The following is a 24,380-nucleotide window of genomic DNA, read 5'->3' on the forward strand; positions in this document are numbered from 1 at the left end:
CTTTACTTCATTTACAGAACTTGATACCAAGACCCTATCGTTCAATCCGAAAACAGGGGATCATCTTATGCATGACAGGGAATCTCCCAGGGATGTGGATGCGACGATCCAGGCTTTGTTTGAAATCTCCAGCGTTGTCAACAGCAAAGAAAATCTTGATGAGTTGTACGCCGCCATCCATGCGTCTCTGAACAAAATCCTGCAAATGGAAAATTTTGCCATTGCCATTTACCATGAAGAAAAGGACTCCATGACCTTCCCCTATTTCGTGGATGAGCTGGATAACGAGCTTGGAGAAATCTTTGAAATCAGTAAAAAACAATCCCTTACCGCCCGGGTCATCCATGCGGGCAGGCCATTGATTTTCTATGAAGACGATATCCGGAAAATGCCGGACCGGGCCGGCAGGATTGCCTTTCATTCCCAATGCAAAGTATGGGCAGGTGCCCCTTTGAAAATCAGGGGCAAATCCTTTGGGGCGATTCTTGTTCAAAGCTACCGCTCAGAAGACGCCTTTAATGAAAAGGATCTGGTACTTCTCAATTCTGTTGCTGAATTCATTGCCGTGTCCATTGAACGAAAACAGGCCCAGGTTGCCCGGTTCCAGACCGAGCAAATCAACGTGGTGATGCGCGAGGTGGCCAGCGCCGTTCACAAGGCTGAAAATTTAAAACAGCTCTATGAGCACATTCATCATTCCCTTGGTCGTCTCATGAATATTTCCAATTTCTTTATTGCCCTGTATGACAGCCGCACGCAAACAGTCTCCTTTGACTATTTTGTGGACCGGTTTGACAAGGCAATGCCCAGGACCGAAAACCTGATCGAACCGAACAGCCTGACCGGAGAAGTGATCCTCCGGAAACGGCCCCTGCTTTTAACCGAAACCATGCTCTTTGACCGGGCGAAAAAAAACAAAATCGTCGGTACGGTTCCCAAAATTTGGCTGGGCGTTCCCCTGATGATCAAAGGGGAGGTGATCGGGGTCGCAGCGGCCCAGAGTTATGAAGACGCCAATCTTTATACCAAGAAAGATCTAAGTATTCTGACGGCGGTGTCCAATCAGATCGCCATTGCCATACACCGAAGGCGGGCAGAAGACGCCTTAAAAGAGAGTGAAGCCCGTTACCGCCTGTTAACGGACAGCCTGTCAGATGTGGTCTGGACCCGGGACATGGAAATGAATCTGACCTATATCAGCCCTTCGGTAGAGGCCCAGACCGGATTCAGTGTCCAGGAGAAGATGAACATGCCCCTGGATCAGAGTATGCCCCCTGAATCCCTGACAAAAACCATGAAAGTCATGGAGGAGGAAATCAGGCTGGAACGCCGGGGCCGGACAGCCCCGGACAAATTTAGGGTGATCCAGGTGGACAGCTTTCGCAAGGACGGAAGCATTTATCCCATGGAGACCGTTGTCTCCTTTATCCGGGACGAAACCGGCAAGGCCATTGCCATCGCCGGCATTAACCGCGACATTACGGAACGAAAGAAGATTGAAACCCAACTGAGGCTCCGGGACGAAAAACTATCCCAGCTTTCCAGCCAGACCGAGCAGTTCAGCATGGCAGCCGCATCCATGATATCCCTGAAGGACGCCAAAGAAGTTTTCCATAAAATCAGCAGGGCCATTGTGGAATATTCTGATTTTAAACGGGTAATTATCTCTCTTTTTAAAGACAAGTTCCCCTTCAGGGAAATTATCGCCTTTGGCGGAGTGGACCAGGCAACCATTGAACGGCTGAGAAAAGTGGAGATGTCTAAAAAATGGTATGATAAAGTTTTTATTAAAGAAAACAATATCGGTCAGTTCAGTTACTATATTCCCCACACCCAAAAAGGCATTCTGCATCCGGTCACCGTCTACGGCAAGGGGCCGCCTCCTGAATCCAAGGACAGATGGCATCCCGAAGACAATCTTTTTGTCAGAATGAATGATGAAGAGGGCCGGCCCATCGGCGTTATTTCAGTGGATGAATCCAAATCCGGCCTTCAACCCAACGCGGAAACCGTAAGACCCCTGGAGATTTTTTCCAGCCTCATATCCCAGATCCTTATTCTGAAACGGGAGCAGGAGCAAAGGCAAAAAATGGAAACTCAGCTCCGGCAGACCCAGAAAATGGAAGCCATCGGGACCCTTGCCGGAGGCATTGCCCATGATTTCAACAATATCCTTTCCGGTGTATTGGGATACGCTGAACTCATCCAGGAAGATTTGAATGCCATGGACTGCCGGCCGGTTACCAGAGACAGGATGGCCCGCATCATCAAAGCTTCCCTGCGGGCCAAGGATCTCATCGGACAAATCCTGGATTTCAGCCGGGCAAAAAGCAGAGATCCGGTTTCCATAAGCGTCATCCTGATCATAAAAGAAGTTCTCCAACTCCTTCGGGCCTCTTTGCCCTCCTCCATTACCATTGAACAGAACCTTGACTCCCAGGGCTGTGTTATGGCTGACCCCACCGGCATCTACCAGGTAGTGATGAACCTGTGCACCAATGCCAGGGATGCCATGCAGGAAGACGGCGGCATCCTGTCCTTACGCCTGCAGGACGTTGTACTGGATGAAAAAGACATTGCCGGATATGAAGGGGTGGCGCCTGGAGAGTTTATCATGATTGCTGTAAAAGATACCGGACACGGCATGGAAAAAGAGGTTCTCGACCGGATACTGGAACCTTTCTATACAACAAAAACCGAAGGAAAAGGTACCGGAATGGGGCTTTCCGTTGTCCACGGAATTGTAAAATCCTTGAACGGGCTGATGAAAATCTCATCTGCCTCGGGGCGCGGCAGCACATTTGAGCTCTTTTTGCCGGTTCATGAGCCGGTATGCCAGCCAGACCATCAAATGCTGGATCAGATCAAAAGCTGTGAGGGAAATGAAAAAATTCTTGTGGTGGACGATGAAGACACCCTGGCTGGAATGCTCCGGGATTCGCTGGAGTACTTTGGCTATCAAACCGTCTTTTTTTCAGAAAGCAAAAAGGCGCTGGCCCATTTTAGAAAAGAGCCGGATGAATACGATCTGATCATTTCAGATATCACCATGCCGGAGTTGACAGGAGACACCCTGGTGAAGCATGCCAGGCAGGTCCGTCCGGATATCCCGGTGATTCTGTGCACCGGCTTTAATGACGCCCTGGACCAGAAAAAGATGGACCAAATGAAGATCAATGCCCTTCTCTATAAACCGGTTCCGGCGAGACATCTTGTATCAACGGTCCGGACAGTCCTTGACGGAGGTACACATGGCCAATATTCTGATTATTGATGATGAGGAATATATCAGGGATATCCTGTCGGTCAGGGTCAGGCGGCTGAACCATTCCCCGTTCAGCGCGGCCACCATCAGACAGGGAAGAAAACTGATCCGGGAAACCGTGTTTGATCTGATTTTCCTGGATGTCAACCTGCCGGACGGAAGCGGTCTGGATCTGCTTCAGTCAATCAAGCAGGAAACAAACAGCCCGGAGGTCGTCATCATTACGGCAGTTGGGAGCCATGAAGGGGCAGAAATCGCCATAAAGAACGGGGCCTGGGATTATCTGAACAAACCCCTGAAAAAGGAAGATATCAATCTCAGAATTGAACGGGCACTTGAATTCAGGAAGATGAAGAACCACAGGCGGCAGCCCGTGGTCCTGGAAACCGGAAAAATCATCGGGAAAAGCAAGGCCATCAAAAAATGTCTTAGGAAGGTGGCTCAATGCGCTGCAAGCCACTCCAATGTCCTGCTTCACGGCGAGACAGGTACCGGCAAAGAGGTGTTTGCCAATGCCATCCATAGCAATTGCAGGCTAAGTGCCGGAAACTTTATCGTGGTGGACTGCGCGGCCATGACCGAATCCCTTGCCGAGAGTGTCCTGTTCGGACATGTCAAAGGCGCTTTTACCGGTGCGGACAAAGCCTCGGACGGCCTGGTCCTGAAAGCGGATAAAGGGACCCTTTTTCTCGATGAAATCGGGGAATTGCCCCTTTCCCTGCAGTCCACGTTTTTGCGGGTTCTCCAGGAAAAAAGAATCCGGCCAGTGGGCAGCCACATGGAAAAGCCTTCTGATTTCCGGCTGATCAGTGCAACCAACAGAGATCTTGACCAGATGGTTGAAAAGGGGACCTTCCGAAGGGACCTGCTCCATCGGATCAGAACCATTGACATTGAGCTGCCTCCCCTAAAGGCGCGCAAACCAGACATTCGGGAACTGGCCTCTTTTTTCATCAGTGATATCTGCCAAAAACAGAATCTAAAAGAGAAAGTGCTCCTCCCTGAAACCCTGGATCTTCTTGAGTCCTATGACTGGCCCGGGAATGTGAGAGAACTGATTCATACAATTGAACAGTCCATTGTCAATGAACCAGACTCCCCTCTTTTATACCCGTATTCCCTACCCGATCATATCCGGCTCAACTTTGTGAAAAAAGGGCTGCCTGACCTTGAAAAAACAGAAGCCGAGCCCCGAAAGGATTCTCTTGAGGCCATTTTGCTATCCGGCATTGATAAGGGCAATCCGCCAAACCTCAAAGATATCCGGAACCAGTTTTTTGATAAAATAGAAAAGATTTATCTGAAAGCCGTCCTGGCTGAGAATAATTGGGATGTTGAAAAAACAGCCGGTATTTTAGGGGTCGGTAAAAACCGGGTATATGTCCTGACCCGTAAATACAATCTGAAACAATAACCGATATTGTCTGACGATACTTTCTTTATTCAATAATAAAAAAGCGGTTCCTGCCTGATCAAAAAATCCACAACGTAAAAAACATAACATCTTTAAATAATAGAATATATCTTACTATCTCTCCTCTGGCATGCTTCTTGTTATTCCTGTTATCAGCCAACGAAGAAAAGGCAATATTCGCCAAATACTTAAACCACCAAGGAGGAGGGAAACATGAAAACTTTAACCGCATTAATCGTATCTTTTTTGATCATGGGAGTAACCGGAAATCTTTGGGCTGCTGACAGCAAACAAACCGTTGCAGGCGGGGCCGCCTACCTGGATGTTGCCACCGGACACCGGTATCTGAAGAATCCGGACGGCACCTATGCTGAATTCACCAAAAAGGGAAAGCTTTTCCGCAAATCCGTACCCAATGACCTGCCGCTTCTGACCACCAACAAGTATATCCGGCAAATGGGGAACAACGGTGTTGCCAAATGGGACAACCCGTCCATATCATCCGGGCTGGGCTACTCCAGCAACATATCCACTGTTTCATATGACGGCAAAACCCTCACTGCAACCGGCAACGCATATTTTGATACTGCCACCGGCCATAAATACACCAGAAACCCGGACGGCACCTATACGGAATTCACCAGAAAGGGAAAGCTTTTCCGCAAATCCGTACCCAATGACCTGCCGCTCCTGACCACCAACAAGTACATCCGGGATCTTGAGGAAAGCTGCTACCTGCTCTATGTGCGGACAGTCAATCGGCAGCCCAGGATCATGGTGCTCCCTTCCACCCAGGAACACCCCCAAGGCTGGAAATGCCGGGTACTGATCTCCATGAAATAACAATTCAGGCCCACCCGGAATCAGCATTCAGGACAGGGGGATGACTCCCCTGCCCTGAATGTTTTGGAATGGTCTGCCAGGACGGAAATCCTCGAGCAATTAAAAATTTCTTACGCCTTTCCCCCCAAGAAAATAAAGGCTGTCCCTGAATTTTTACCAGACCCGATCGTTTTATTCTGGAATTCAACATACGCCTGTGGTATACGTCCTATCAGTTGGCCTTGTATGTGCACGGAAACCAACGAAACCGTAAAGACCTATGGAAGCACGCGGCTCACTGGTGGGGCCCTCGGACTTCAAATCCGATGTGGGGCGCTAGAACCGTCCCGGGTGGGTTCGATTCCCATGTGCTTCCGCCATTTCTTTTCCCGCGTCAATAAAGCGTTTCAATTCCTCCCAAGATTGTATATTCAACTCAACCTTAAAAGTCTCTTTTTGTGCCTTCTCGTGGATCAAAAGTTTCCCATATGTTTCCCACAGATTTCCCACAAGGAGACCGTCAAATGTCCATAAACCTGATTTGGCCCGCATGTTACAAAAACCCATTCCGTAAAGGATAAAAGCTGTTTTAAGTGTGGTTCCAGCTTATCTAGTGCCAAGTTCAAAGTAAGAATCAAAGACAAAACCACAGGCAAGTGGAAATCCAAGACGGTCCCCACTCTGACCCTTGCCAGACAATTTGAAAAAAAGTTCATGACTGAAGATATCATAAAGGAACAGGCGCTTTCCCTGGTTCCTATTGTTGACAGTCCAGATATAAACGAAATGTGGTCTGTCTATCTATCCTGGGCAAAGCTGAACAAGAAGTCATGGAAAGACGACCAGATAAGATGGACAAAACATATAGCCTCTTTCATGCCCACCAAGGTAAACCAGATAACCCAGAAAGACCATATTCCTATCCTGCCCAGAATGGCATCTAAGGGATATGCCCAGGCTACCGTCAGGCAAGTCTTTGTGCTGGTTAAACGGGTCATAAACTGGTCTATAAAGAACGGTATTTACCCTCGTGGCATAATCCCCTTCGAAACATGGAAGCGCCTAAAGTAGACGATAACAGAGTCGAGAATATCCTTGATAAAACAGGCCTTGCGAATCTCAGGAAGACCCTTGAAACCTGGGAGAATGAAAGACCGGTCTTAGTAGTTCTCTTTGAATTTTACACAGGGAAACGTAAAAACGAAATCCTGGATCTTAGATGGACTGATATTGATTTTGAGTGCCGTACCTTCAAACTTCAGAAAACAAAAGGTGGTAAGAAAACAGTCCCTGCCCCTGAATACCAAACCTTGAACATCATAGAGAAGGCTCATAAGATAAGAAAAGGGTCATGGGTTTTTCCCAATACAGACGGCCTGTAATACAAAGATTTTTTTGACGAGACCTGGAAACGCATAAGAAGACAGGCAGGTCTCCAAGGACTCCGCTTCCACGACCTCAGACGCACCTATGCTTCCTATCTGGCCTCTTCGGCAAGGTGGACATTTATAACTCCTGGGACACTCTGATATCAAGATGACCCAACGGTATGCCCATCTTATCAATGGCGCTCTTAGGAAGGCGGCGAATATAGCCGATGAGGTGTTCGGAGTAGACATACTGTACCCCTGATGCTCTTTTGGTTGGTGGCGTTGACCTGGATGGGTCACCTAAAGGATGCAAAATGGAACAGCAGGTGACCCAACGGGGGAAATCAGGCGGACCAGGGGTTAGGTCCTGCAAATTCAGGAGATTTAAGGGTGTTGATAATTTTCAAGGAAAGTATGATTTAATAACTCTGGTGTAGCGACGGGTTATGCGTTCTCTGGTTCTTCTATAAATTATTCAAATAATGTTAATTCGACATTAAGATTTTCACAAACCCTTTTAACATCTAAGATTGCCTTATTCTTTTTATTGGTACCAAATAGATATAATCCCTCAAGAGGACGAGTTTCTCCAATTTTCATAACCCAAATGTTGTTCTCCATCAACCCGTTATCAATACCAGCTTTATGAAATCGTTTTGGGGGTTCCCAGGGCGGCTCATCAGACAAATTAATAGTTCCCCAATGGGATGCAATCAAAGTCATTGCTTGTAAATCTTTTCCGGTTGTAACAGCTTCCTCAGGGTTCATATGGTGTGTTTTCATAGTTTTCTTGGGCTCATAGGCGCCAATGGGAACAAAAGCATAATCAAATGGACCAAATTCTTCACCATTTTTTTTAAAAATAATTTCTGAATACGCTGAATCACCAGAGAAATACAATTTTTTATTAGAACTGCTAATTGCCCATGACGACCATAGTGTTTTATTGTGATCACTGAGATTCCGACCTGAGTGGTGAACAGCAGGTAAAGATGAGAATTTAATATCATTAATTTTGATTTCATCGTACCAATCGAGTTCACTGACATGGGTATATCCACGCTCTTTAAAAAACGGTTTGAGCCCAAGTGGAACAATGACCTGAATCTTGTCTTTATCCTGCAATTTTCGAATTGTCACATCATCCAAATGATCATAGTGATTATGAGAAACTATTAGGATGTCGATTGGGGGCAAATTATCCAGGGAGATCCCAGGTGGTAGCATCCTTCTTGGTCCGCCCCAGGAAAAAGGACTGGCATATTTAGATAAGAAGGGGTCTGTTAAAATTGTCATCCCGGAGATTCTTATTAAGAATGTTGCATGCCCGATCCATGTGGTATTATCGCCCGATATAGAGTTTCTTAGATTTATGGCTTGGGTCTCTGATAAATAATGTTCATCTGGAACATCATGAAGAAATATTGAATGCCAGAACCTTCGCAGATAGAATGAAAGGCTTGGTTTATCCATTGGCACAACCGGAAAATTCTGAAATCCGCTCTCTGTGTGATGCTCTGGCTTTTTGGATTCGGATTTTGAACCCACACTGTTTTTTTCTTGTTCCAAATGAATAGCTCCTCTCTTCTGGGTGGCACATCCCAGTGTGGCATAAAAGAGTGTAAACCATATTAGGGCAATGCATAAATGAAAAATCTGTATTTTTTTCATAATTGATAACCCATCCTTAAATCAATTAGCAATTGACCCCTTTCATTCCCTCACTTGTATACCGTTCACCTTTTACAGCATCTGGATAAACAATGGTTTCAATTTCCTTTATATCATCATCGTTAAGGTGAACTTTGGCTGCATTAATATTATCCATAAGGTACTTAACATTCCGAGTCCCAGGAATAGGGACTATGTCATCACCTTTGGACAGTATCCATGCCAATGCAAGTTGAGAGAGAGTGATTTCTTTTGAATCAGCAATCTTTTTAAGAGCGTTTACAAGAGACATATTGGTATCGAAATTTTCGACTGAAGTTCTGGGCAGATATTTTCTTAGGTCACCATCATGTTCCATAGATTCTTTTGTTAACTTTCCTGTTAGCAAACCCCGTCCAAGAGGGCTGTACGATACAAAACCAATACCATTTTTTCTTAAAGCAGGTAACAGAAAATCTTCAACGTCTCTTGTAAAAAGCGAGTATTCGGATTGAACACAGGATATCGGGTGTACTGCATGAGCTTTTAAAACTGTTTTCACAGAAGCCTCGGAAAGACCCAGGTACTTAATCTTACCTTCTCTGACAAGTTCTGACATGGCACCGACTGTATCTTCAATAGGAACAGTGGTATCAATTCTATGAATATAATAGAGATCAATGGTTTCTATGTCTAATCGCTTGAGACTTTTTTCAACAGCCTGCCTGACATATTGGGGCCTGCCACAGATTTCCCTTTCATATGAGCCGAGTTTTCGGACAATGCCAAATTTTGTCGCGATACAAACACGATTTCCCCATTTTTTAATAACACCAGATATCAACCTTTCGTTATGGCCATCTCCATATGTGTCTGCTGTATCTATCATTGTTACACCATTTTCAAGGGCACTTAAAATTACTTGTTTTGAATTTTCATCATCGGTGCCCCCATAGAATTCACTCATTCCCATACAGCCAAGACCAACTGAAGACACTTCCGGTCCATTTTGTCCTAAAATTATTTTTTGCATAATCATCTCCTTTTCACTTTGGATTACATTTAAAACCCAAAATAAAGAAAACAACTACTTCTTGCATCCGAATAAATGACATATTAATATGCAATATGGACAAAGTGATGAAATTGATTGAAATACCTGTAAAACCAAATTTAACCCCAGTATTTATTTTGGAGGGATCTCTCAAAGAATACTCAACTAAAGATCTGCATTACCACTCATGCCATCAGTTTTTAAGAATAAGTACAGGTATTACACTTCTTGTGGAAGAAAAGGAAAAGCAACCATTATTCAGTAATATGACAGCATTCATTCCTGCTGGTCTTCCCCATCGATCCAGCGTAATGGGAACAATCGTAAATTATAAATCAATCTATCTGGATGAGTCCCTTTTCAACCCCGCTATAAATGAAATTGTTATTTTTGATATGAGTGAACTGGGCGTTGCTCTTTTTAACAGGATCAACCCATCTCAAAATAAAACTGACGGCATAAGTCTTCAATGTTTAAACCTGTTGCTTGAATTAATGAAAAAAGAGATTCATTTTAAATCCAGTCTAACTCATATTCCTGTTCCCGGAAATCCTGAAAATAAAAAAATCACTGAATATATTGAAAACAACTTTAACCAGAAACTGACACTTTCTGAGTTTACAAATGTTCTCCATTATTCGGATAGACACATTTCCAGAATTTTTAAAGAAGACCTGAAAGTATCAATCTTTGAATATCTGAAACTATGCCGGATTTTCCAATCGGCATTAAAACTTTGTGAGGACAATTCTTCCGAGACAATAACCAGTATTGCATTTTCATGTGGTTATGACTCCTTGTCATCATTTTATAAGGATTTTAGAGAGATTTTTTCAATGACACCTAAGATGTTTAAGCAAAAAAATAGAAGAACAATTAAATCATTTTAGCATCATCCTAATCCATTGATAAATACTTTTTGAGCTGAAGAAATTATAAGCGTTTTATCAGTTTTTTGCTCTTCAGCGGTCGCGGCTTTTTGGGACCCGTTGCAAGAGCGGTGTTGGAAATTTATCGTAAATTCTTAAAGTGCTGTTTTGGGGGTCAAAATGGTTGATGGTGAATACCAAATAAGGATATTTTCACCTATAAATAATAATTTGAATAAAAATGACGACCGTTGTCAATATGCCCAGGCCTTGCCCCAAAACGAGCACCCAATCACCTTTTAAAAGGCCATGGAGTGTCCAAAGGGTTTAATCGAATACAGATATTATAATCATCGGAGTTGCTAACCCTTCTGTGGATCTCCGATGATGATTTTTAATAATCTGATCAGGGAATCCTATTACTTTGACCAAAATGCCAACCACAACGGTAAGTATCGCAACGGCTTGTTCAAATAATGTTTCATTCATATTTTATTTTTCCCGTTTTTAGGTTCGGCCCCTAATAAAGGCTCCATTTTAATATTTGCCCGGTTGTTATGATGATTGGTTTTAGGCCCTGCCCGAAACCCTTTTTTATAATAAAGGTTGATCGCTGCGGCAAGATCAGTATGAGAATATACAACCAGCCTGTTAATTCCATACAATTTTGCCTGATCGATAATATAGTCGACCAATTGGGTACTGATACCTTTTTTCTGATGGGAAGTTAATCCGGAAATATCTGACAGCCGGAACAATGATCAACGGTCTTGTGACATCTTCAACCGAGGGCACTCCCCAGGGCGATCCGCTTTCTCCGTTGCTTTCCAACATTGTTCTGGATGAACTGGATAAAGAACTGAAGATGTGGCGTATGAGCAGGATAAAGTGGGTGATAATTGCTATGCCGAATAAGTATTTCCTTGATCGGGGGTTGTTCCTTCCTGGGAACTAACCTGCCTGATCAGCCGAACCGCCTTGGTACGTGATCCGTATGCCGGGTGGTGTGGAGGGCTCCTCAGTGATGGGAAGTCCTATCCCGATTGGGATTTATCGTGCAGTAATTACAGGTTAATTGGTACCCTGGTAGAACGGGATCGGGCTGTTTATATCGATGCTCGGTAAAATTCTCTTGACACGGCCATGGCTGACAATTATTATGTGGCTGTTAGTCACACTTTCAAAGGTCAGGAAAATATGGGAATTGCCGAACGAAAAGCGAGAGAATTTGAGCGTAGAGAACGGGAGATACTTGATGCTGCATTTACCCTTTTTATGGAGAAGGGACCAGAAGTTGTAACCAATGAAATGATTGCAGAGGCATCAGAAATCGGCAAGGGAACCATCTATAAGCATTTTAAATCAAAAAGCGATATCTATGCGGTTCTGTTGATTCAACATGTGGAAAAATTACATAATTATATTACAGACCACCTCGATTTTTCGGCACCTGTTTTGGATCGAATGAAAGCGTTCCTTCGATTGCATTTGGACTTTTTTAATAATAATCCGGGTGCGCATAAGGTTTGCTGTGAATTCCGTCGCTTCCTTACTGATAATTGCCTTGATCCAGCCGTTGCTGAAAGATATCGAGAACTGTATCAAAAAAAGAATCTAATGCTGGAAAAAATGTTTGATGAGGCCTTAGAGCAAGGACTGGTTGTGGATATGCCAGCGTCGGATCTTACGGCTCTTGTCTCCGGGATGTTATTGGGTGTGATGAACGAGATGTCGAATGAGTTCATATCAGACCGTGAAACCATTAACGCGGCTCTTGTTGAAGGATTTATAAAAAGCGTTCTAAAGTAACGATCACCAGTGATTCCATTATTTAAACCTGGGAGAATCAATAGCAGGACATGTTCGTTGGGAATTAAAACCGGAAAAAATAGTTGTTAACAGCAAAATTTTAGACGGGTAATAAATATAATAATTGTAGGGGGGGGAACCTCTGCACTTTTTTTTGGACCTGTGTGTGACCAATGGTCACAAAATGGCTGCTAAAAACAAAACGACCAGTGTTTACAATTGATACGCAAAGGAGAAAAAAATGAATCCGGACGAAAAGCATAACAAGCCCGTTAAAGCACCAAGGATAGCAGATGCACAAAAGGTGACCGTGGACAGGGCCACCCGGGAAATGATTGGGAGAGCCCAAGAGTTAGGTGTTGAAACAGTTTTCGACCGGGCTGAGAATATGAAACCCTGTAAGATCGGTGTGCAGGGAACCTGTTGTAAAATTTGTGGCATGGGGCCCTGCAGACTTCCCCAATCAAAAATTGATCCGGACGGGACAGACAATCGCAAAGGATTATGCGGAGCAACGGCCAATACCATTGCGGCTCGCAATTTTGCTCGAATGGTGGCAGGAGGGGTGGCTGCCCATTCTGACCATGGGCGCAATGTAGCAGAGATTTTTTTATCTGCTGCGCTAAAAGAAACGGACCATTATACTATAAAAGATCCGATCAAACTCATTTCCATTGCTGGGTATTTGAATGTCGATACAACGGTTACCGTTGATGGTGAAATCAGGGACCGGGATATTGATGAAATTGCCATACAGGTTGGCGAGGCTGCCTTGAATGAATGGGGCAAAGTAAATGGAGAACTTCTTTATCTTAAGCGGGCGCCAGCACCTCTGTATGAAAAGTGGAAAGCAAACGGGGTATTGCCCCGGAATATTGACCGGGAAATCGTGGATATTATGCACCGCACACATATGGGGGTTGACCAGGATTATGTCAATATCACCAAACAGTGCTCAAGGGCCGCCCTTGCCGACGGATGGGGAGGGTCGATGCTTGCGACTGATCTTCAGGATGTGCTTTTTGGAACCCCTTTTCCCCTGGCAACTGAAGCAAATCTTGGAATTATGAAAAAAGATCATGTTAATATTATTGTCCACGGACATGAACCCGCCCTTTCAGAAATGATTGTTGCTGTATCTCAATCAGAAAAGATGCTGAAGTATGCTCTCCAAAAAGGGGCAAAAGGGATTCAACTGGGTGGCATCTGCTGTACTGCCAACGAGGTTCTACAGCGCCACGGTGTTCCGGCAGCAGGCGGATTCTTGCAGCAGGAGCTGGCAATCATTACCGGTGCCTGCGATGCCATGGTGGTTGATGTACAATGCATTTTTCAAAATCTTGCCAATGTTGCCAAATGCTTTCATACCAAGTTGATCACAACGAATCCCATGGCCAAAATAGAGCAGGACAATGTCTTGCATATTGAATTTGATGAACACTATGCCATGCAGGATGCTGAACGGATTGTCAAAGCAGCTGTGGATAACTTTCAAAACCGGGGTACAGAAGTGATGATACCAGACCAGAAGGCCACGCAAATTGCCGGGTTCAGCGTTGAAGCGGTTGAATATCATCTGGGCGGAACCTTTCGCGGCTCTTTTTATACCCTTAACGATAATATCATTAATGGCCGCATCCGTGGAATAGCCGGCCTGGTAGGATGCAACAATGCAAGAACAAAACATAACGAAAATCACCTGACAGTGATCAAGGAATTGATTAAAAATGATGTGATCGTATTGTCAACAGGATGCAATGCGATTGCCTGCGCCATGGCAGGTTTGCTCACACCGGAGTCGGCTGCTGCGTATTGCGGCCCGGGACTGGCTGAAGTCTGTGAAACAGTGGGTATCCCTCCGGTTCTTCATATGGGCTCCTGTGTTGACAACAGCAGGCTTCTTCTGGCTGCAAGCAAGGTTGTTGAAGCAGGCGGTCTGGGAACCGATATAAGCGATCTCCCTTTGGCCGGCAGTGCGCCGGAGTGGATGAGTGAAAAGGCCATCAGTATTGGCCATTATTTTGTCAGTTCCGGGGTTTATACCGTCTTTGGATATGGAATACCAACATCCGGAGCACCGGTATTTCATGATCATCTCGGTGCTGGGATGGAAAAGCTATATGGCGGAATGTGGGATATCGTTACTGATCCTATAGAACATGCCCGCAGGATGATCGCCCACATCAATAAAAAACGCAAGGCTCTGGGCATTGATAAGGCAAGGGAACGTGTTCTGGTGGGCATGTCTGACCGCCAGGCACTTGGGGCATAGTCTAACCCGCTTAAAAAGAAGAGGCCTGTTTATTTTAGCCCAGGCACAAGGGTATTTTAACCACCCTTGTGCTTGGCCGGGAATATACGATTATATTTTTAAGGCCTTTATCGCTGCCACAGAAACAAAGCATATTAAAGGACTTGGTGTCCATAGGGGTATGGGGGAAAAATGGATGAACAGATGATTCTTAAAAGATATGGAGATCATGTTGGATATTCCAGTACACAACTGGAAATATTTAAAAAAGGCGGGCATAGAATCAGGCAAATCAATTGTCTTTTTGAAGCTGCCAAGCGGTACTCGATTGAGGCAGCGGTTGTTGATGCCAGGCATTGTAATTCGGGTCATCGCGTCGGCCAAAAAATCATTCTTGATATAGATGGTAATTTCATTTCCAAACTATGCCCTAAAAGAATGTGTGTGTATCTAATATCTCAATTAACCATACCTGTTGCCTTGATCAATGAAAGGCTTAGAGGGGTTGTGTCCCAATGACTTCCATTTTATGCGTCAGATAAGGTGCCCTGATATGGGGATTGAGTGTCTGGGATATGGAGAAGTTGCTCTTGAAATAAAGGTTGTTCCAAGAAATACATAGTCCGTCTGTCAAATATCGATTGATACTCTTCAGCCTTTACTCATATTTTGAAAATTGAGCCACAAGGCTGGCAATATCACAGCCCTTTAATCATGTCGAACTCCCTCAAATAAAGAAAAAATCTGATTTCCCATTATAAACAAAAACACGAACCGGTGAACATCAGACAATATGATATACCTAATCTTTCACATCAAATTTCCGTTTGAAAAATAAGAGGATTATGAAATAATGAACCGATGGAGAATCTAAGCCATCTATATTTAACGCGTCATAAAGACTTCATAGAAAAGATCATCGCAAGATACGTGAATGCCGAGTTAATCCTCGTAGAGTCCCGGAGCGATATCGGAAATCGGATCGGGCTTTCAAAGTGGGGCTCTCCCGGCAGGAGGGATAGAATTCTCTTCCCAAAAACCATAAGCATAACCGAGCAGTTGAGTGTGATTCTGGCAATGATGAAACGGGAAAGCTCCATGGTCCATCCCGGGTTGGCAGATCACGCAAATAGACTCTTTGCATCCAATTCCATGCTTTTTCTTGAACATTTGGTTCTGCATGAGATCGCCCACATCAAAAACAAATGGGGCCAGAAAAAGGAGACTGCCTGCGACCTTTGGGCATTTGAGCAGATCCGGGGCAGATAGGGAAAATCCGCTCTGACCGGATCAGAATTCCTTGAAAATCCGGGCCAGGGGGTGGCCCCTGGCCTCCATGCTCAGATCATTGAAATACCCATAGGCGGTCTGGGACGCCTGATATCCGGCTTTGCTGAGCCTGGCTTCGGCCCGGTCCAGAAGAGCTTTTGCCCGGCCCGGATCTGCCTTTTCCCGGGCAAGATGGGTAAAGGAGTGCAAAAGGATCTTCTCCACATCCCATTTGCGGGCCAGCCATTTGGCGTTTTTCAGAAGCTTGGTTTCGGCGGAACTTCCCGTTTCAAGGTCCTTGGGCTCCACGTGAACAAAGGCGACCACGGTATCTGTAAATTCATCGGGTTGGGAATCAGGAACCTGATCCAGGGTTTTCAGGGTCGGGGTCCAGGCAAACCGGTCGCAATACCAGAATAATACTTTCACTATCCCTCCCGGGGTTTCAGCGTTGAATCAAGACCTATTCTTCCCCTGCATCAATCACATTTTGTAAATTTGGGCAAGTTTTTTAAATCTCTTTCCTGTGCAGGACGCCAATTAGTATATTCCTGTTTCAGAAAAATTTAAGGATGAAATGGTTCCCTGTTTATGATAAGCCTTAAGGGGTTGATGTATATAAATTGTAGGGAAAATAATGAGAATTCTTCTGACCAATGATGATGGATACAAGGCGCCTGGAATCCAGGCTTTATACAAAGCCCTTACTGAGGATCATGAGGTTGTCCTGATCGCTCCTGATACGGAAAAAAGCGCGGTAAGCCATGGGATCACTCTGAATTCTCCATTGCGCATTAAAAAGGTTGATCTGGAGAGCAGCGGCAAAGGATACGCGGTCACCGGCACTCCGGCCGACTGCGTTAAACTGGGATTGTTTGAGATCTTTGAAACCCCGCCGGATCTGGTGATATCCGGAATCAATGCCGGCGGAAACCTGGGCATTGACATCAACTACTCGGGAACAGCCTCCGCGGCCAGGGAAGGTGTATTAAACGGCCTGCCCGGCATGGCCGTATCCCTGGTGCAGGGGAAGGTCATGGATTATCAGGGGATGGCCGGATTCACCCTGGGACTGGTCAGCAAGTGGCCGGATCTGAAACTCTCCCCAGGAACCTTTCTGAACGTTAACGGACCGGATATCCCCATGGCTCAGGTGAACCGGGTAGAAATCACCCGCCAGTCCCTGAACAACCTGTCCAGGGAATTTGACCGGAGGATCGACCCCAAGAACCGACCCTATTTCTGGTACGGAGGGGGAAATAACGGCCAGGCCGAACCGGGCACGGATATCCATGCGGTATTGGATCATTCCATCTCCATCACCCCCATCCGGTGTGACACCACAGATAATCAGGCCCTGGGCGGGCTGGACTTCCTGAGTCAGAATCTGTAAAGATACCGGGATGCCGGGAAAAAGACCCTGAATCCGGGTCCGGACTTGGTGGGCAATGTATGGAAGGAATGGAAGACTGAAATGGCCTTTGATTAGACGGATTAGACGCAAACTTTATGAATTTTGATTTTTCTTCAAACCCGCACCTGATCTTCGGACCGGGCAGGCTCAACCTTCTGCCGGAACTGGCTGCCCGTTACGGGCAGAACCTGCTGGTTCTGACCGGCAGGGCCTCTTTTATGGAAAGTCCTTCCTGGAAGGAGTTGAAGCAGAGTCTGGAAAAAAATGCTCTCTGCTTTACCCTGGCCCGGGTAAAAGCGGAGCCCTCTCCCGGCCTTGTGGACACCATCACGGAGCAATTCCGCCGTAAAAACATCCATTGTGTCGCGGCCATCGGAGGGGGAAGCGTTCTGGATGCAGGCAAGGCAGTATCGGCCATGCTCCCCTGTTCCCCAAAAGACTCGGTCATGGAGTTTCTTGAAGGTGTGGGCTCAAGAACACACAACGGAAGAAAGATTCCCTTTATTGCCGTGCCCACCACTTCCGGAACCGGCAGCGAGGCCACCAAAAACGCAGTGCTCAGCCAGGTGGGGCCTGAAGGATACAAAAAATCCCTCCGCCATGACCATTTCATCCCGGACATTGCCCTGGTGGATCCGGAGCTGACCCTGGACTGTCCTGCCCGGATTACGTCTGCCTGCGGCATGGACGCGCTGACCCAGCTTCTGGAGGCCTTTGTCTCCACAAAGGCCGGCCCCATGACCGACGCCCTTGCCGCCTCGGGACTGGAGCATCTGGGCGACTCCCTGGTCCGGGCGGTCCTGGAGACTCCGGGCGATATCAAAGTCCGGACAAATCTAAGCTATGCATCCTATGTTTCGGGCCTGGTCCTGGCAAATGCAGGCCTTGGGGTGGTTCACGGATTTGCCTCGGTCCTGGGGGGAAGGTTTGACATCCCCCATGGCGTGGTCTGCGGTACCCTGGTGGCTCAAACCACCCGGAAGAACATCGATGTTCTGATCCGCAGGAATGAAATCCCGGGTCTTCTCAAATATGCCCGGGCCGGGTCATTGATCCAGGGATCTGAAGATTCCGGTTTACCGGAAGACCCTGCCAAGGGAGCCGGGGTATTGATCCGCATTCTGGAGGATTGGACAGGAAAACTTGAAATTCCCAGACTCGGCGAATTCGGTGTGCAGACATCTGATATTGAATCCATCGTCAAATCAACCGGACTCAAAAACAATCCCGTCCCCTTGTCTGACAGAGATCTGGCAGAGATTATCCGGGCCAGGCTCTAAGCTTATTTCTCTTTTTCGATCAATCCTTTGACAAACCACCTCTGCATGAAGAGCACCACCAGAATGGGCGGCAGCATGACCAGGACGGCAGCGCCCAGGGCAATGTTCCACTCGGGAAGATCGTCGGCCTGGGGGATAAGGTTCTGGAGCCCGATGACGGCTGTGGTCATCTTGGGATTGGTGGTGACCAGCAGGGGCCACAGGTACTGGTTGTACCCGTAGACAAATTCGATGACCACCAGGGCCGCAATATTGGTCTTGGACAAGGGAAACAGGATCTTCCTGAAAAAGGTCATGGGCGTTGCACCGTCTATCTTGGCTGCCTCGCACAACTCCTCGGGAACGGTCAGGAAGAATTGACGGAACAAAAAGGTGCAGGTGGCAGAGGCCACCAGGGGCAGGATCAGTCCGGTATAGGAGTCCAGCAGGCTCCAGTCCAGAGTGATGCTCATATCGTGGCCGTGGCCGGCAAACCAGGAAATAAGACCGTCCATATGCAGAAAATCCCATACCGGCTGGAGAGGGCTTAGGACATTGGCCGCCACCTCGTAGGTGGGCAGGATCCTGACTTCCACAGGCAGCATCAGGGTACAGAACACAGAGGCAAAGGCGATCTTGCGGAACCTGTAGTCAAAATAAACAATGGAAAAGGCCCCGATCATGGAAACAGCGATCTTTCCCAGGGTGATGCCCGAGGCCATGACAAAGGAGTTGAATATCTGGGTTCCCAGATTTCCCCGGCTCCAGGCTTCCCTCATATTCACCCAGAACTGGTCTCCGGGAATCAGAGGCATGGGCACCTTGGACACTTCGGAAAGGGGCTGGGTGGCGGCAATAAGGCTGTAGATAATGGGAAATCCGACGATGAAAATTCCCAGCATCAGAAAGGCATAGGTCAGTGTATCGAGTATGGGTGTTTTTTCTACCATGGTTTATCCGCTGTAATGGACTTTCTTTTCAACAAATCTGAACTGCATGAAGGTGATGAATATGATCAGGGACATGAGCACCACGGACTGGGCCGAGGAAGAGCCCAGGTTGAGGCCCACGAATCCGTCCTGGTAGACCTTGTACACCAGGATATTTGTGGACCCGCCCGGCCCTCCCTGGGTGACGGTGTGGATGATGCCGAATGTCTCAAAAAACGAGTAGATGATATTCATGACCGATAAAAAGAAAAAGGTCGGGGCCAGCAGGGGCATGGTAATGGTCCAGAATCTCCTGAAGGGCCCTGCCCCGTCAATGGCCGAGGCCTCAATCAGGGATTTGGGCACGGCCTGCATACCGGCCATGAAAAATACGAAATTATAGGAAACCTCTTTCCAGGCACTGGCCATGACGATCATAATCATGGCGTCGGTCCCGTTGAGTACCGGGTTCCAGTCGACTCCCAGCCATTTTTTGATCGCCAGGGCCACCACCCCGTAAGAGGGGTGGAGCAAGAACAGCCACATAATCCCGGAAATGGCCGGGGCTACGGCATAGGGCCAGATCAGCAGGGTCCTGACCAGGGCCTTGGCCTTAAGCGCCCGATTGGCCATGGAGGCGATCAGCAGGCCCAAGGAAATGGATACCGCGGCCGTGGCAATGCTGAATACGATGGTGATGCCGATGGATTTCAGATAAAGGGGGTCCTTGAACAGCTCCAGATAATTGTAGAACCAGACAAATTTGGACTGTCTGCCAAAGGGATCACTCAGGAGAAAAGACTGGATGATTCCCTGGATGGCCGGCCAGTAAAAAAAGGTCAGGGTCACCACCAACTGGGGAAGGATCAGGATATAGGGCAGGGTTCTGGATTTAAAATGGGCGCGCTTGATCATAGTTGAAACCGGGCACCGGGAACAAACCTCCCGGCGCCCTTTCTTTACATGGGTTTATTGATAAGTTTTCTCAAAGGCCCTTAACTGGGCATTGCTCCTGGATACAGCATCATCCAGGGCTTTCTGGGGAGATTTTGATCCGTTCCAGACCAGCTCAAGCTCCTCGTTGATGATGTTCCGGATCTGGACAAAGTATCCCAGACGCAGACCCCGGGAGATCTTGGTGGGAATGGCCCGGTTCAGCTGGTTGATACCCACTTCCTGGAAGGGATTGGCATCAAAATACCCTTTTTCTTTCAAGGAGTTATAGGCATTGAGGGTAATGGGGAAATACCCGGTTTCCTTATGCCAGTATTCCTGCATCTCATTGGTTGCCAGGAATTCGAGAAATTTGGCCACACCCTTGTACTCCTCCTTGGAATGCCCCTGGAGAACCCAGAGGGATGCCCCGCCGATAATGGAGTTCTGGGGTTTTTTCATCCAGGCTTCCACGGGAAGGGGGGCGGTATCCCAGGTAAAATCCTTGACCGCTTTTTTGAGTTTGGCGATGCCGGAAATGGAATCCATGTATACGGCTGCATTCTGGGCGATGAACTCGGATTTCGGGCCCTGGTATTTTTGTCCCCCGTACATGAACCGTTTGTCATCGGCCCAGGATTTGAGTCTTGTAATATGATTGACAACCTTGGGATTGTTGATCTCCAGCTCACAGTCCAGACCTTCATAGCCGTTGGACTTGCTGGCAAAGGGCAGGTTGTGAATGGCCGAATAGTTTTCAATCTGGACCCATGACTGCCATGCCGTCACCATACCGGCCGGGGCAATGCCCTTATCCACGATGATTTTGGTGATCCTGCCCAGTTCGTCCCAGGTAATGGGCTCGGATTTGGAAAGGGGTTCAATCCCGGCCTTTTTAAACATATCCACGTTATAGTACATGATAGGGGTTGAGGAGTTGAACGGCATGGACATGAGGTTGCCGTCGGCGTTCATGTAATAGGACAGGACTGCCTGGAGATAATTGGACCAGTCCACATCTATCCCGGCATCCTTCATGAGCTCAAACACAGGATATATGGCTCCGGACAGCATCATGGTCTGGGTTCCCACTTCAAACACCTGGAGAATGTGGGGCTGTTTTTTGGCCCGGAAAGCGGCCACGCCGGCATTCATGGTTTCATCGTAATTTCCCTTAAAGGTTCCCACGACCCTGTAATCCGACTGGGACGCGTTGAAATCCGCAATCATTTTTGCGGCCACTTCCCCCCTGGCGCTTCTCATGGCATGCCACCAGTTAATGGTAATCGGCTTTGCAAAGGCTGACATTGGGAATGCCAGACCGATAACAACGATCAATAACACTAAAAACCTGGACGCTTTCATTTTGATTCCCTCCTTGACAAAATTTACTGTGGATCGATCAATGGTCATTGTTTCGCAACTGAAATTTACTCCAGATTCTTGATTTTTAGTCGGATTGACTTGGGGAGTCAAGGTTAAATTGAGTTTTAAAAAAAATATTTCAATCGTGTCAAATTTTGTTTATAACCTCTGAACAACCCAAAATTCTGATTACCCAATCTTAAACCAAAGGAATGAGATGGCAGAACTCAAATTTGAGAATGTAATCAAAAAATATGGCAAAACCGAAGTTATCCACAGTGTCAATCTGGATGTGAAGGACAAGGAATTTCTGGTTCTGGTCGGACCCTCCGGGTGCGGCAAGTCCACCCTGCTCAGAATGGTGGCCGGGCTGGAGGAAATATCTTCCGGGACCATCAGTATCAATGGGCAGGTGGTCAATGACATTGCCCCCAAGGACAGGGGACTTGCCATGGTGTTTCAGAACTACGCCCTTTACCCCCATATGAATGTCCTGGACAATATGTCCTTTGGATTAAAACTGTCAAAGACGCCGAAACAGGAAATCCAGCAGAGGGTGGAGGAAACCGCAACCATCCTGGGACTGGAAGATCTTCTTCTACGAAAACCCCACGAATTGTCCGGGGGGCAGCGCCAGAGGGTAGCCATGGGACGGGCCATGGTCCGGAAACCTTCCATTTTCCTGTTTGACGAACCTCTGTCTAACCTGGACGCCAAGCTCAGGATTCAGATGCGGGCGGAAATCAAACTGCTCCACCGGCGGGTGGACTCCACGATCATCTACGTCACCCATGACCAGGTGGAGGCCATGACCCTGGCCGACCGGATCGTTGTTTTAAAGGACGGGATCATTGAGCAGGTGGGATCGCCCCTGGAACTTTTCGCCCACCCGGCCAACACCTTTGTAGCCGGATTTATCGGGACCCCTCCCATGAATCTGCTAGAGGCAAAAATCATGGGCCGGCCCGGCAGACTTCACCTGGAGTTTGATTCCGGCCTGACCATCCCCATCCCGGAGAAACCCGGCACGGAACTGACATTGGGCAGGGAAGTGATCATGGGAATCCGGGCCGAAGAGATCGTTCCTGCCCAGGAGGAAGATTCGTCGGAACGATCCTGGCATATTGAGGCTGAAGTCCTGGTGGTCGAGCCCCTGGGAAACGAGACCCACCTCCATGTGACGATTCAGGGAATAAAATTTTTGTCGAAATGCGAAGGAAGACGAATTGTATCCCCGGGAGACCCGCTGAAACTCTCACTCAATCTGAATGAAATGCATCTGTTTGATGCAGAGTCCACCCGGGTAATATATTAAAAAATACCGGTTATTGGATTGGTTTCGAAAACCTTGAATTCAAATCATTCAACGATTTCAAGAATCACCCTTTTTTGCTCTTTGGCTGAGGCACAGGATAGAATGGTCCGCATGGCCTGGGCTGTCCTGCCTTTTTTCCCGATGACTTTTCCCAGATCCTCTTTTGCCACCCTTAGCTCAAGAACCAGGGTCTGCTGGGCCTTGATTTCCTGCACGTCAACCTCCTGGGGATTGTCAACCAGTGCCTGAGCAATGTACTCGATCAACTCTTTCATAGCGGGATCTCCTTTTCTTTCTGCCAAGGTGAATATACAATATAATGCTAACAACCATGCGTAATGAAAATTGATCTGCAAGACCTAAGTCGGTATTCCTGATTTTCCAAGCATACCATAACGCTCTTAAATCACAAGTTTTATTTTTGATCATCCGGTTCCGCCCAGATAATCTGCCTTTTATTGATAAAAAGGGTCTCGTGTTTTACGGGACTTCCGGATTTTTCATCGTAAACCGCCACCTTAAACAGGACCAGAAAGGATTCTTTCCGGCTGGACAGCAGATCTGAAAGCCGGTCATACCCGTATTCCTGATTGATATTGACCTGACCGCTGACTAAGGTTCCGTCAATGAGCTTTAGACGCACTATTCTGGATTTTATCGGTCTTGAACCATTCGGTTCCGGAAAGGGGTATTGACCTGGTTCCATAAATGCCCTCGGGAAAAGGATCTGCTGATTTGTATTATGATACATTAATGACTTTATTTTTAAAATCCTGTCAAGGAAATTTTCCTGGTCACCGCTATTTTATATCAGATTGACACCATTTCGCTTGACATAAAAAAGATATCTATTATTTTAAGAAGCGATACGTTTTTAAAGCAGATCTTTTGCCCCAGAATCCGGTAAAAGATTGAGATAACCAAGAGCGCTAAAACAAAAGGAAGAACAAGTGGTCACTGAAATCACATCCAGGGAATCTGAACGAAAAATGCTTGCCGATGCCGGATACGGAGCACCTGCCATCGACTATTTTCTTGAAAAAAAATATATGGGGCACATAGAGAATGCAAGTCAGGTGTCGGAAAAGATCGGTTCCTGCGGTGATATAATGAAGATCTACCTCAAGGTGGACGACAATGAAATCATTGAAGATGTCCGATATGAAATCACCGGCTGCGCAGGGGCCATTTCCGCTGCCATGGCCGCAGTGGACCTGGTAAAGGGGCAAAGCCTTGACCATGCCCTTGGGGTAAATGACGGCGATGTCTTTCAAGCCCTTGAAAACATTCCGGAAAAAAAGCATCATTGTATCCAGCTGGCCGTCAAAACCATGCACCAGGGGATCCAAGAGTTAAAATCCGGAAACAAATAAGAACCGCCCTCCTCCTGCT

At 46.9% G+C, this 24,380-nt stretch carries 24 protein-coding genes, 1 tRNA gene and 1 pseudogene; 16 read left to right on the forward strand and 10 right to left on the reverse strand.

The window, feature by feature from the left end:
- The first annotated feature begins 67 nt into the window (after positions 1-67).
- The 6 genes from F608_RS34280 to F608_RS0100780 all read left to right on the forward strand — a co-directional run bounded on the left by F608_RS34280 (position 68) and on the right by F608_RS0100780 (position 6,883).
- Complete coding sequence (locus F608_RS34280) at positions 68-3,274, forward strand: GAF domain-containing protein (RefSeq protein ID WP_022663702.1); 3,207 nt, start codon at positions 68-70, stop codon at positions 3,272-3,274.
- Positions 3,252-4,679, forward strand: coding sequence for a sigma-54-dependent transcriptional regulator (locus tag F608_RS0100760; RefSeq protein ID WP_022663703.1), 1,428 nt, complete (start codon positions 3,252-3,254; stop codon positions 4,677-4,679). Before F608_RS34280 ends, F608_RS0100760 begins: the two co-directional genes overlap by 23 nt.
- Before the next feature lie 213 nt (positions 4,680-4,892).
- Positions 4,893-5,522: a hypothetical protein gene (locus F608_RS0100765; protein WP_022663704.1), complete on the forward strand. Its 630-nt coding sequence runs from the start codon at positions 4,893-4,895 to the stop codon at positions 5,520-5,522.
- A gap of 261 nt (positions 5,523-5,783) precedes the next feature.
- Positions 5,784-5,881: transfer RNA gene (locus F608_RS0100770), tRNA-Sec, on the forward strand.
- 334 nt (positions 5,882-6,215) lie between these two features.
- Positions 6,216-6,572, forward strand: coding sequence for a hypothetical protein (locus F608_RS0100775; RefSeq protein WP_022663705.1), 357 nt, complete (start codon positions 6,216-6,218; stop codon positions 6,570-6,572).
- Complete coding sequence (locus F608_RS0100780) at positions 6,554-6,883, forward strand: tyrosine-type recombinase/integrase (protein ID WP_022663706.1); 330 nt, start codon at positions 6,554-6,556, stop codon at positions 6,881-6,883. The genes F608_RS0100775 and F608_RS0100780 overlap by 19 nt, the downstream gene beginning before the upstream one ends.
- A gap of 459 nt (positions 6,884-7,342) precedes the next feature.
- On the opposite strand, the gene F608_RS30290 is transcribed toward F608_RS0100780, so the two are convergent.
- Positions 7,343-8,542 (reverse strand): MBL fold metallo-hydrolase, encoded by a 1,200-nt coding sequence (locus tag F608_RS30290; RefSeq protein ID WP_022663708.1) that lies wholly within the window; start codon positions 8,540-8,542, stop codon positions 7,343-7,345.
- 25 nt (positions 8,543-8,567) lie between these two features.
- Complete coding sequence (locus tag F608_RS0100790; protein WP_022663709.1) at positions 8,568-9,554, reverse strand: aldo/keto reductase; 987 nt, start codon at positions 9,552-9,554, stop codon at positions 8,568-8,570.
- Positions 9,555-9,661: 107 nt separating this feature from the next.
- Between F608_RS0100790 and F608_RS0100795 the strand changes: the two genes are divergently transcribed.
- Positions 9,662-10,465: an AraC family transcriptional regulator gene (locus tag F608_RS0100795; protein ID WP_022663710.1), complete on the forward strand. Its 804-nt coding sequence runs from the start codon at positions 9,662-9,664 to the stop codon at positions 10,463-10,465.
- Positions 10,466-10,771: 306 nt separating this feature from the next.
- Here the strand turns inward: F608_RS0100795 and F608_RS35525 are convergent, their stop codons facing one another.
- Positions 10,772-10,933: a PQ-loop repeat-containing protein gene (locus F608_RS35525; protein WP_022663711.1), complete on the reverse strand. Its 162-nt coding sequence runs from the start codon at positions 10,931-10,933 to the stop codon at positions 10,772-10,774.
- Complete coding sequence (locus F608_RS0100805) at positions 10,930-11,139, reverse strand: N-acetyltransferase (RefSeq protein ID WP_161626798.1); 210 nt, start codon at positions 11,137-11,139, stop codon at positions 10,930-10,932. The genes F608_RS35525 and F608_RS0100805 overlap by 4 nt, the downstream gene beginning before the upstream one ends.
- Before the next feature lie 448 nt (positions 11,140-11,587).
- On the opposite strand from F608_RS0100805, the gene F608_RS34285 reads away from it, so the two are divergent.
- The 4 genes from F608_RS34285 to F608_RS0100830 all read left to right on the forward strand — a co-directional run bounded on the left by F608_RS34285 (position 11,588) and on the right by F608_RS0100830 (position 15,773).
- Complete coding sequence (locus F608_RS34285) at positions 11,588-12,253, forward strand: TetR/AcrR family transcriptional regulator (RefSeq protein WP_244154219.1); 666 nt, start codon at positions 11,588-11,590, stop codon at positions 12,251-12,253.
- 241 nt (positions 12,254-12,494) lie between these two features.
- Positions 12,495-14,525, forward strand: coding sequence for an anaerobic carbon-monoxide dehydrogenase catalytic subunit (gene cooS / locus F608_RS0100820; protein ID WP_022663715.1), 2,031 nt, complete (start codon positions 12,495-12,497; stop codon positions 14,523-14,525).
- 171 nt (positions 14,526-14,696) lie between these two features.
- Positions 14,697-15,023: a hypothetical protein gene (locus tag F608_RS0100825; RefSeq protein ID WP_022663716.1), complete on the forward strand. Its 327-nt coding sequence runs from the start codon at positions 14,697-14,699 to the stop codon at positions 15,021-15,023.
- 342 nt (positions 15,024-15,365) lie between these two features.
- Complete coding sequence (locus tag F608_RS0100830; RefSeq protein ID WP_027362334.1) at positions 15,366-15,773, forward strand: hypothetical protein; 408 nt, start codon at positions 15,366-15,368, stop codon at positions 15,771-15,773.
- Positions 15,774-15,794: 21 nt separating this feature from the next.
- Here the strand turns inward: F608_RS0100830 and F608_RS0100835 are convergent, their stop codons facing one another.
- Complete coding sequence (locus tag F608_RS0100835) at positions 15,795-16,202, reverse strand: threonyl-tRNA synthetase editing domain-containing protein (protein ID WP_022663718.1); 408 nt, start codon at positions 16,200-16,202, stop codon at positions 15,795-15,797.
- Positions 16,203-16,410: 208 nt separating this feature from the next.
- Here F608_RS0100835 and surE point away from each other — a divergent pair, with 208 nt between their 5' ends.
- From surE to F608_RS0100845, 3 genes and pseudogenes are all read left to right on the forward strand, one after another.
- The gene (gene surE / locus F608_RS0100840) at positions 16,411-17,166 is read left to right on the forward strand and encodes a 5'/3'-nucleotidase SurE (protein WP_022663719.1); all 756 of its coding nucleotides are present in this window, start codon (positions 16,411-16,413) and stop codon (positions 17,164-17,166) included.
- Between the two features lie 15 nt (positions 17,167-17,181).
- Positions 17,182-17,262, forward strand: a pseudogene (locus F608_RS37280) (peroxiredoxin); the annotation flags it as partial.
- A 20-nt stretch (positions 17,263-17,282) separates the two neighbouring features.
- Positions 17,283-18,467, forward strand: coding sequence for an iron-containing alcohol dehydrogenase (locus tag F608_RS0100845; protein WP_022663720.1), 1,185 nt, complete (start codon positions 17,283-17,285; stop codon positions 18,465-18,467).
- A gap of 2 nt (positions 18,468-18,469) precedes the next feature.
- Here F608_RS0100845 and F608_RS0100850 read toward each other — a convergent pair whose 3' ends face one another.
- Genes F608_RS0100850 through ugpB form a run of 3 tightly spaced genes read right to left on the reverse strand, consistent with a single transcriptional unit; the run spans position 18,470 to position 21,673 of the window.
- Complete coding sequence (locus F608_RS0100850) at positions 18,470-19,396, reverse strand: ABC transporter permease subunit (RefSeq protein WP_022663721.1); 927 nt, start codon at positions 19,394-19,396, stop codon at positions 18,470-18,472.
- 3 nt (positions 19,397-19,399) lie between these two features.
- Complete coding sequence (locus F608_RS0100855) at positions 19,400-20,290, reverse strand: ABC transporter permease subunit (RefSeq protein ID WP_022663722.1); 891 nt, start codon at positions 20,288-20,290, stop codon at positions 19,400-19,402.
- Positions 20,291-20,344: 54 nt separating this feature from the next.
- Positions 20,345-21,673, reverse strand: a complete 1,329-nt coding sequence (gene ugpB, locus F608_RS0100860; protein ID WP_027362335.1) for a sn-glycerol-3-phosphate ABC transporter substrate-binding protein UgpB — start codon at positions 21,671-21,673, stop codon at positions 20,345-20,347.
- Between the two features lie 217 nt (positions 21,674-21,890).
- On the opposite strand from ugpB, the gene F608_RS0100865 reads away from it, so the two are divergent.
- Positions 21,891-22,988: an ABC transporter ATP-binding protein gene (locus tag F608_RS0100865; protein WP_022663724.1), complete on the forward strand. Its 1,098-nt coding sequence runs from the start codon at positions 21,891-21,893 to the stop codon at positions 22,986-22,988.
- Positions 22,989-23,032: 44 nt separating this feature from the next.
- Here the strand turns inward: F608_RS0100865 and F608_RS0100870 are convergent, their stop codons facing one another.
- Together F608_RS0100870 and F608_RS0100875 are read right to left on the reverse strand one after the other, a co-directional pair.
- The gene (locus tag F608_RS0100870; protein ID WP_022663725.1) at positions 23,033-23,263 is read right to left on the reverse strand and encodes a KH domain-containing protein; all 231 of its coding nucleotides are present in this window, start codon (positions 23,261-23,263) and stop codon (positions 23,033-23,035) included.
- A gap of 140 nt (positions 23,264-23,403) precedes the next feature.
- Entirely contained in the window at positions 23,404-23,694 is a 291-nt protein-coding gene (locus F608_RS0100875) for a DUF6812 domain-containing protein (RefSeq protein WP_153307426.1), read from the reverse strand.
- A 244-nt stretch (positions 23,695-23,938) separates the two neighbouring features.
- On the opposite strand from F608_RS0100875, the gene F608_RS0100880 reads away from it, so the two are divergent.
- A complete protein-coding gene (locus F608_RS0100880) occupies positions 23,939-24,361 on the forward strand; it encodes an iron-sulfur cluster assembly scaffold protein (protein WP_022663727.1) in 423 nt (140 codons plus the stop codon).
- Positions 24,362-24,380: the final 19 nt, after the last annotated feature.

Source organism: Desulfospira joergensenii DSM 10085 (assembly GCF_000420085.1).
GTDB lineage: Bacteria > Desulfobacterota > Desulfobacteria > Desulfobacterales > Desulfobacteraceae > Desulfospira > Desulfospira joergensenii.

What these genes read in the sequence shown, in the direction of transcription:
- F608_RS34280 (WP_022663702.1), top strand. Translation starts at nt 68, where the DNA reads ATGCATGACAGGGAATCTCCCAGGGATGTGGATGCGACGATCCAGGCT.
- F608_RS0100845 (WP_022663720.1), top strand. Translation starts at nt 17,283, where the DNA reads ATGAATTTTGATTTTTCTTCAAACCCGCACCTGATCTTCGGACCGGGC.
- F608_RS0100875 (WP_153307426.1), bottom strand. Translation starts at nt 23,694, where the DNA reads ATGGAACCAGGTCAATACCCCTTTCCGGAACCGAATGGTTCAAGACCG.
- F608_RS0100850 (WP_022663721.1), bottom strand. Translation starts at nt 19,396, where the DNA reads ATGGTAGAAAAAACACCCATACTCGATACACTGACCTATGCCTTTCTG.
- surE (WP_022663719.1), top strand. Translation starts at nt 16,411, where the DNA reads ATGAGAATTCTTCTGACCAATGATGATGGATACAAGGCGCCTGGAATC.
- F608_RS0100760 (WP_022663703.1), top strand. Translation starts at nt 3,252, where the DNA reads ATGGCCAATATTCTGATTATTGATGATGAGGAATATATCAGGGATATC.
- F608_RS34285 (WP_244154219.1), top strand. Translation starts at nt 11,588, where the DNA reads ATGGCTGACAATTATTATGTGGCTGTTAGTCACACTTTCAAAGGTCAG.
- F608_RS30290 (WP_022663708.1), bottom strand. Translation starts at nt 8,542, where the DNA reads ATGAAAAAAATACAGATTTTTCATTTATGCATTGCCCTAATATGGTTT.
- F608_RS0100780 (WP_022663706.1), top strand. Translation starts at nt 6,554, where the DNA reads ATGGAAGCGCCTAAAGTAGACGATAACAGAGTCGAGAATATCCTTGAT.
- F608_RS0100825 (WP_022663716.1), top strand. Translation starts at nt 14,697, where the DNA reads ATGGATGAACAGATGATTCTTAAAAGATATGGAGATCATGTTGGATAT.
- F608_RS0100765 (WP_022663704.1), top strand. Translation starts at nt 4,893, where the DNA reads ATGAAAACTTTAACCGCATTAATCGTATCTTTTTTGATCATGGGAGTA.
- F608_RS0100830 (WP_027362334.1), top strand. Translation starts at nt 15,366, where the DNA reads ATGGAGAATCTAAGCCATCTATATTTAACGCGTCATAAAGACTTCATA.
- ugpB (WP_027362335.1), bottom strand. Translation starts at nt 21,673, where the DNA reads ATGAAAGCGTCCAGGTTTTTAGTGTTATTGATCGTTGTTATCGGTCTG.
- F608_RS0100795 (WP_022663710.1), top strand. Translation starts at nt 9,662, where the DNA reads ATGAAATTGATTGAAATACCTGTAAAACCAAATTTAACCCCAGTATTT.
- F608_RS0100855 (WP_022663722.1), bottom strand. Translation starts at nt 20,290, where the DNA reads ATGATCAAGCGCGCCCATTTTAAATCCAGAACCCTGCCCTATATCCTG.
- cooS (WP_022663715.1), top strand. Translation starts at nt 12,495, where the DNA reads ATGAATCCGGACGAAAAGCATAACAAGCCCGTTAAAGCACCAAGGATA.
- F608_RS0100870 (WP_022663725.1), bottom strand. Translation starts at nt 23,263, where the DNA reads ATGAAAGAGTTGATCGAGTACATTGCTCAGGCACTGGTTGACAATCCC.
- F608_RS35525 (WP_022663711.1), bottom strand. Translation starts at nt 10,933, where the DNA reads ATGAATGAAACATTATTTGAACAAGCCGTTGCGATACTTACCGTTGTG.
- F608_RS0100865 (WP_022663724.1), top strand. Translation starts at nt 21,891, where the DNA reads ATGGCAGAACTCAAATTTGAGAATGTAATCAAAAAATATGGCAAAACC.
- F608_RS0100790 (WP_022663709.1), bottom strand. Translation starts at nt 9,554, where the DNA reads ATGCAAAAAATAATTTTAGGACAAAATGGACCGGAAGTGTCTTCAGTT.
- F608_RS0100775 (WP_022663705.1), top strand. Translation starts at nt 6,216, where the DNA reads ATGACTGAAGATATCATAAAGGAACAGGCGCTTTCCCTGGTTCCTATT.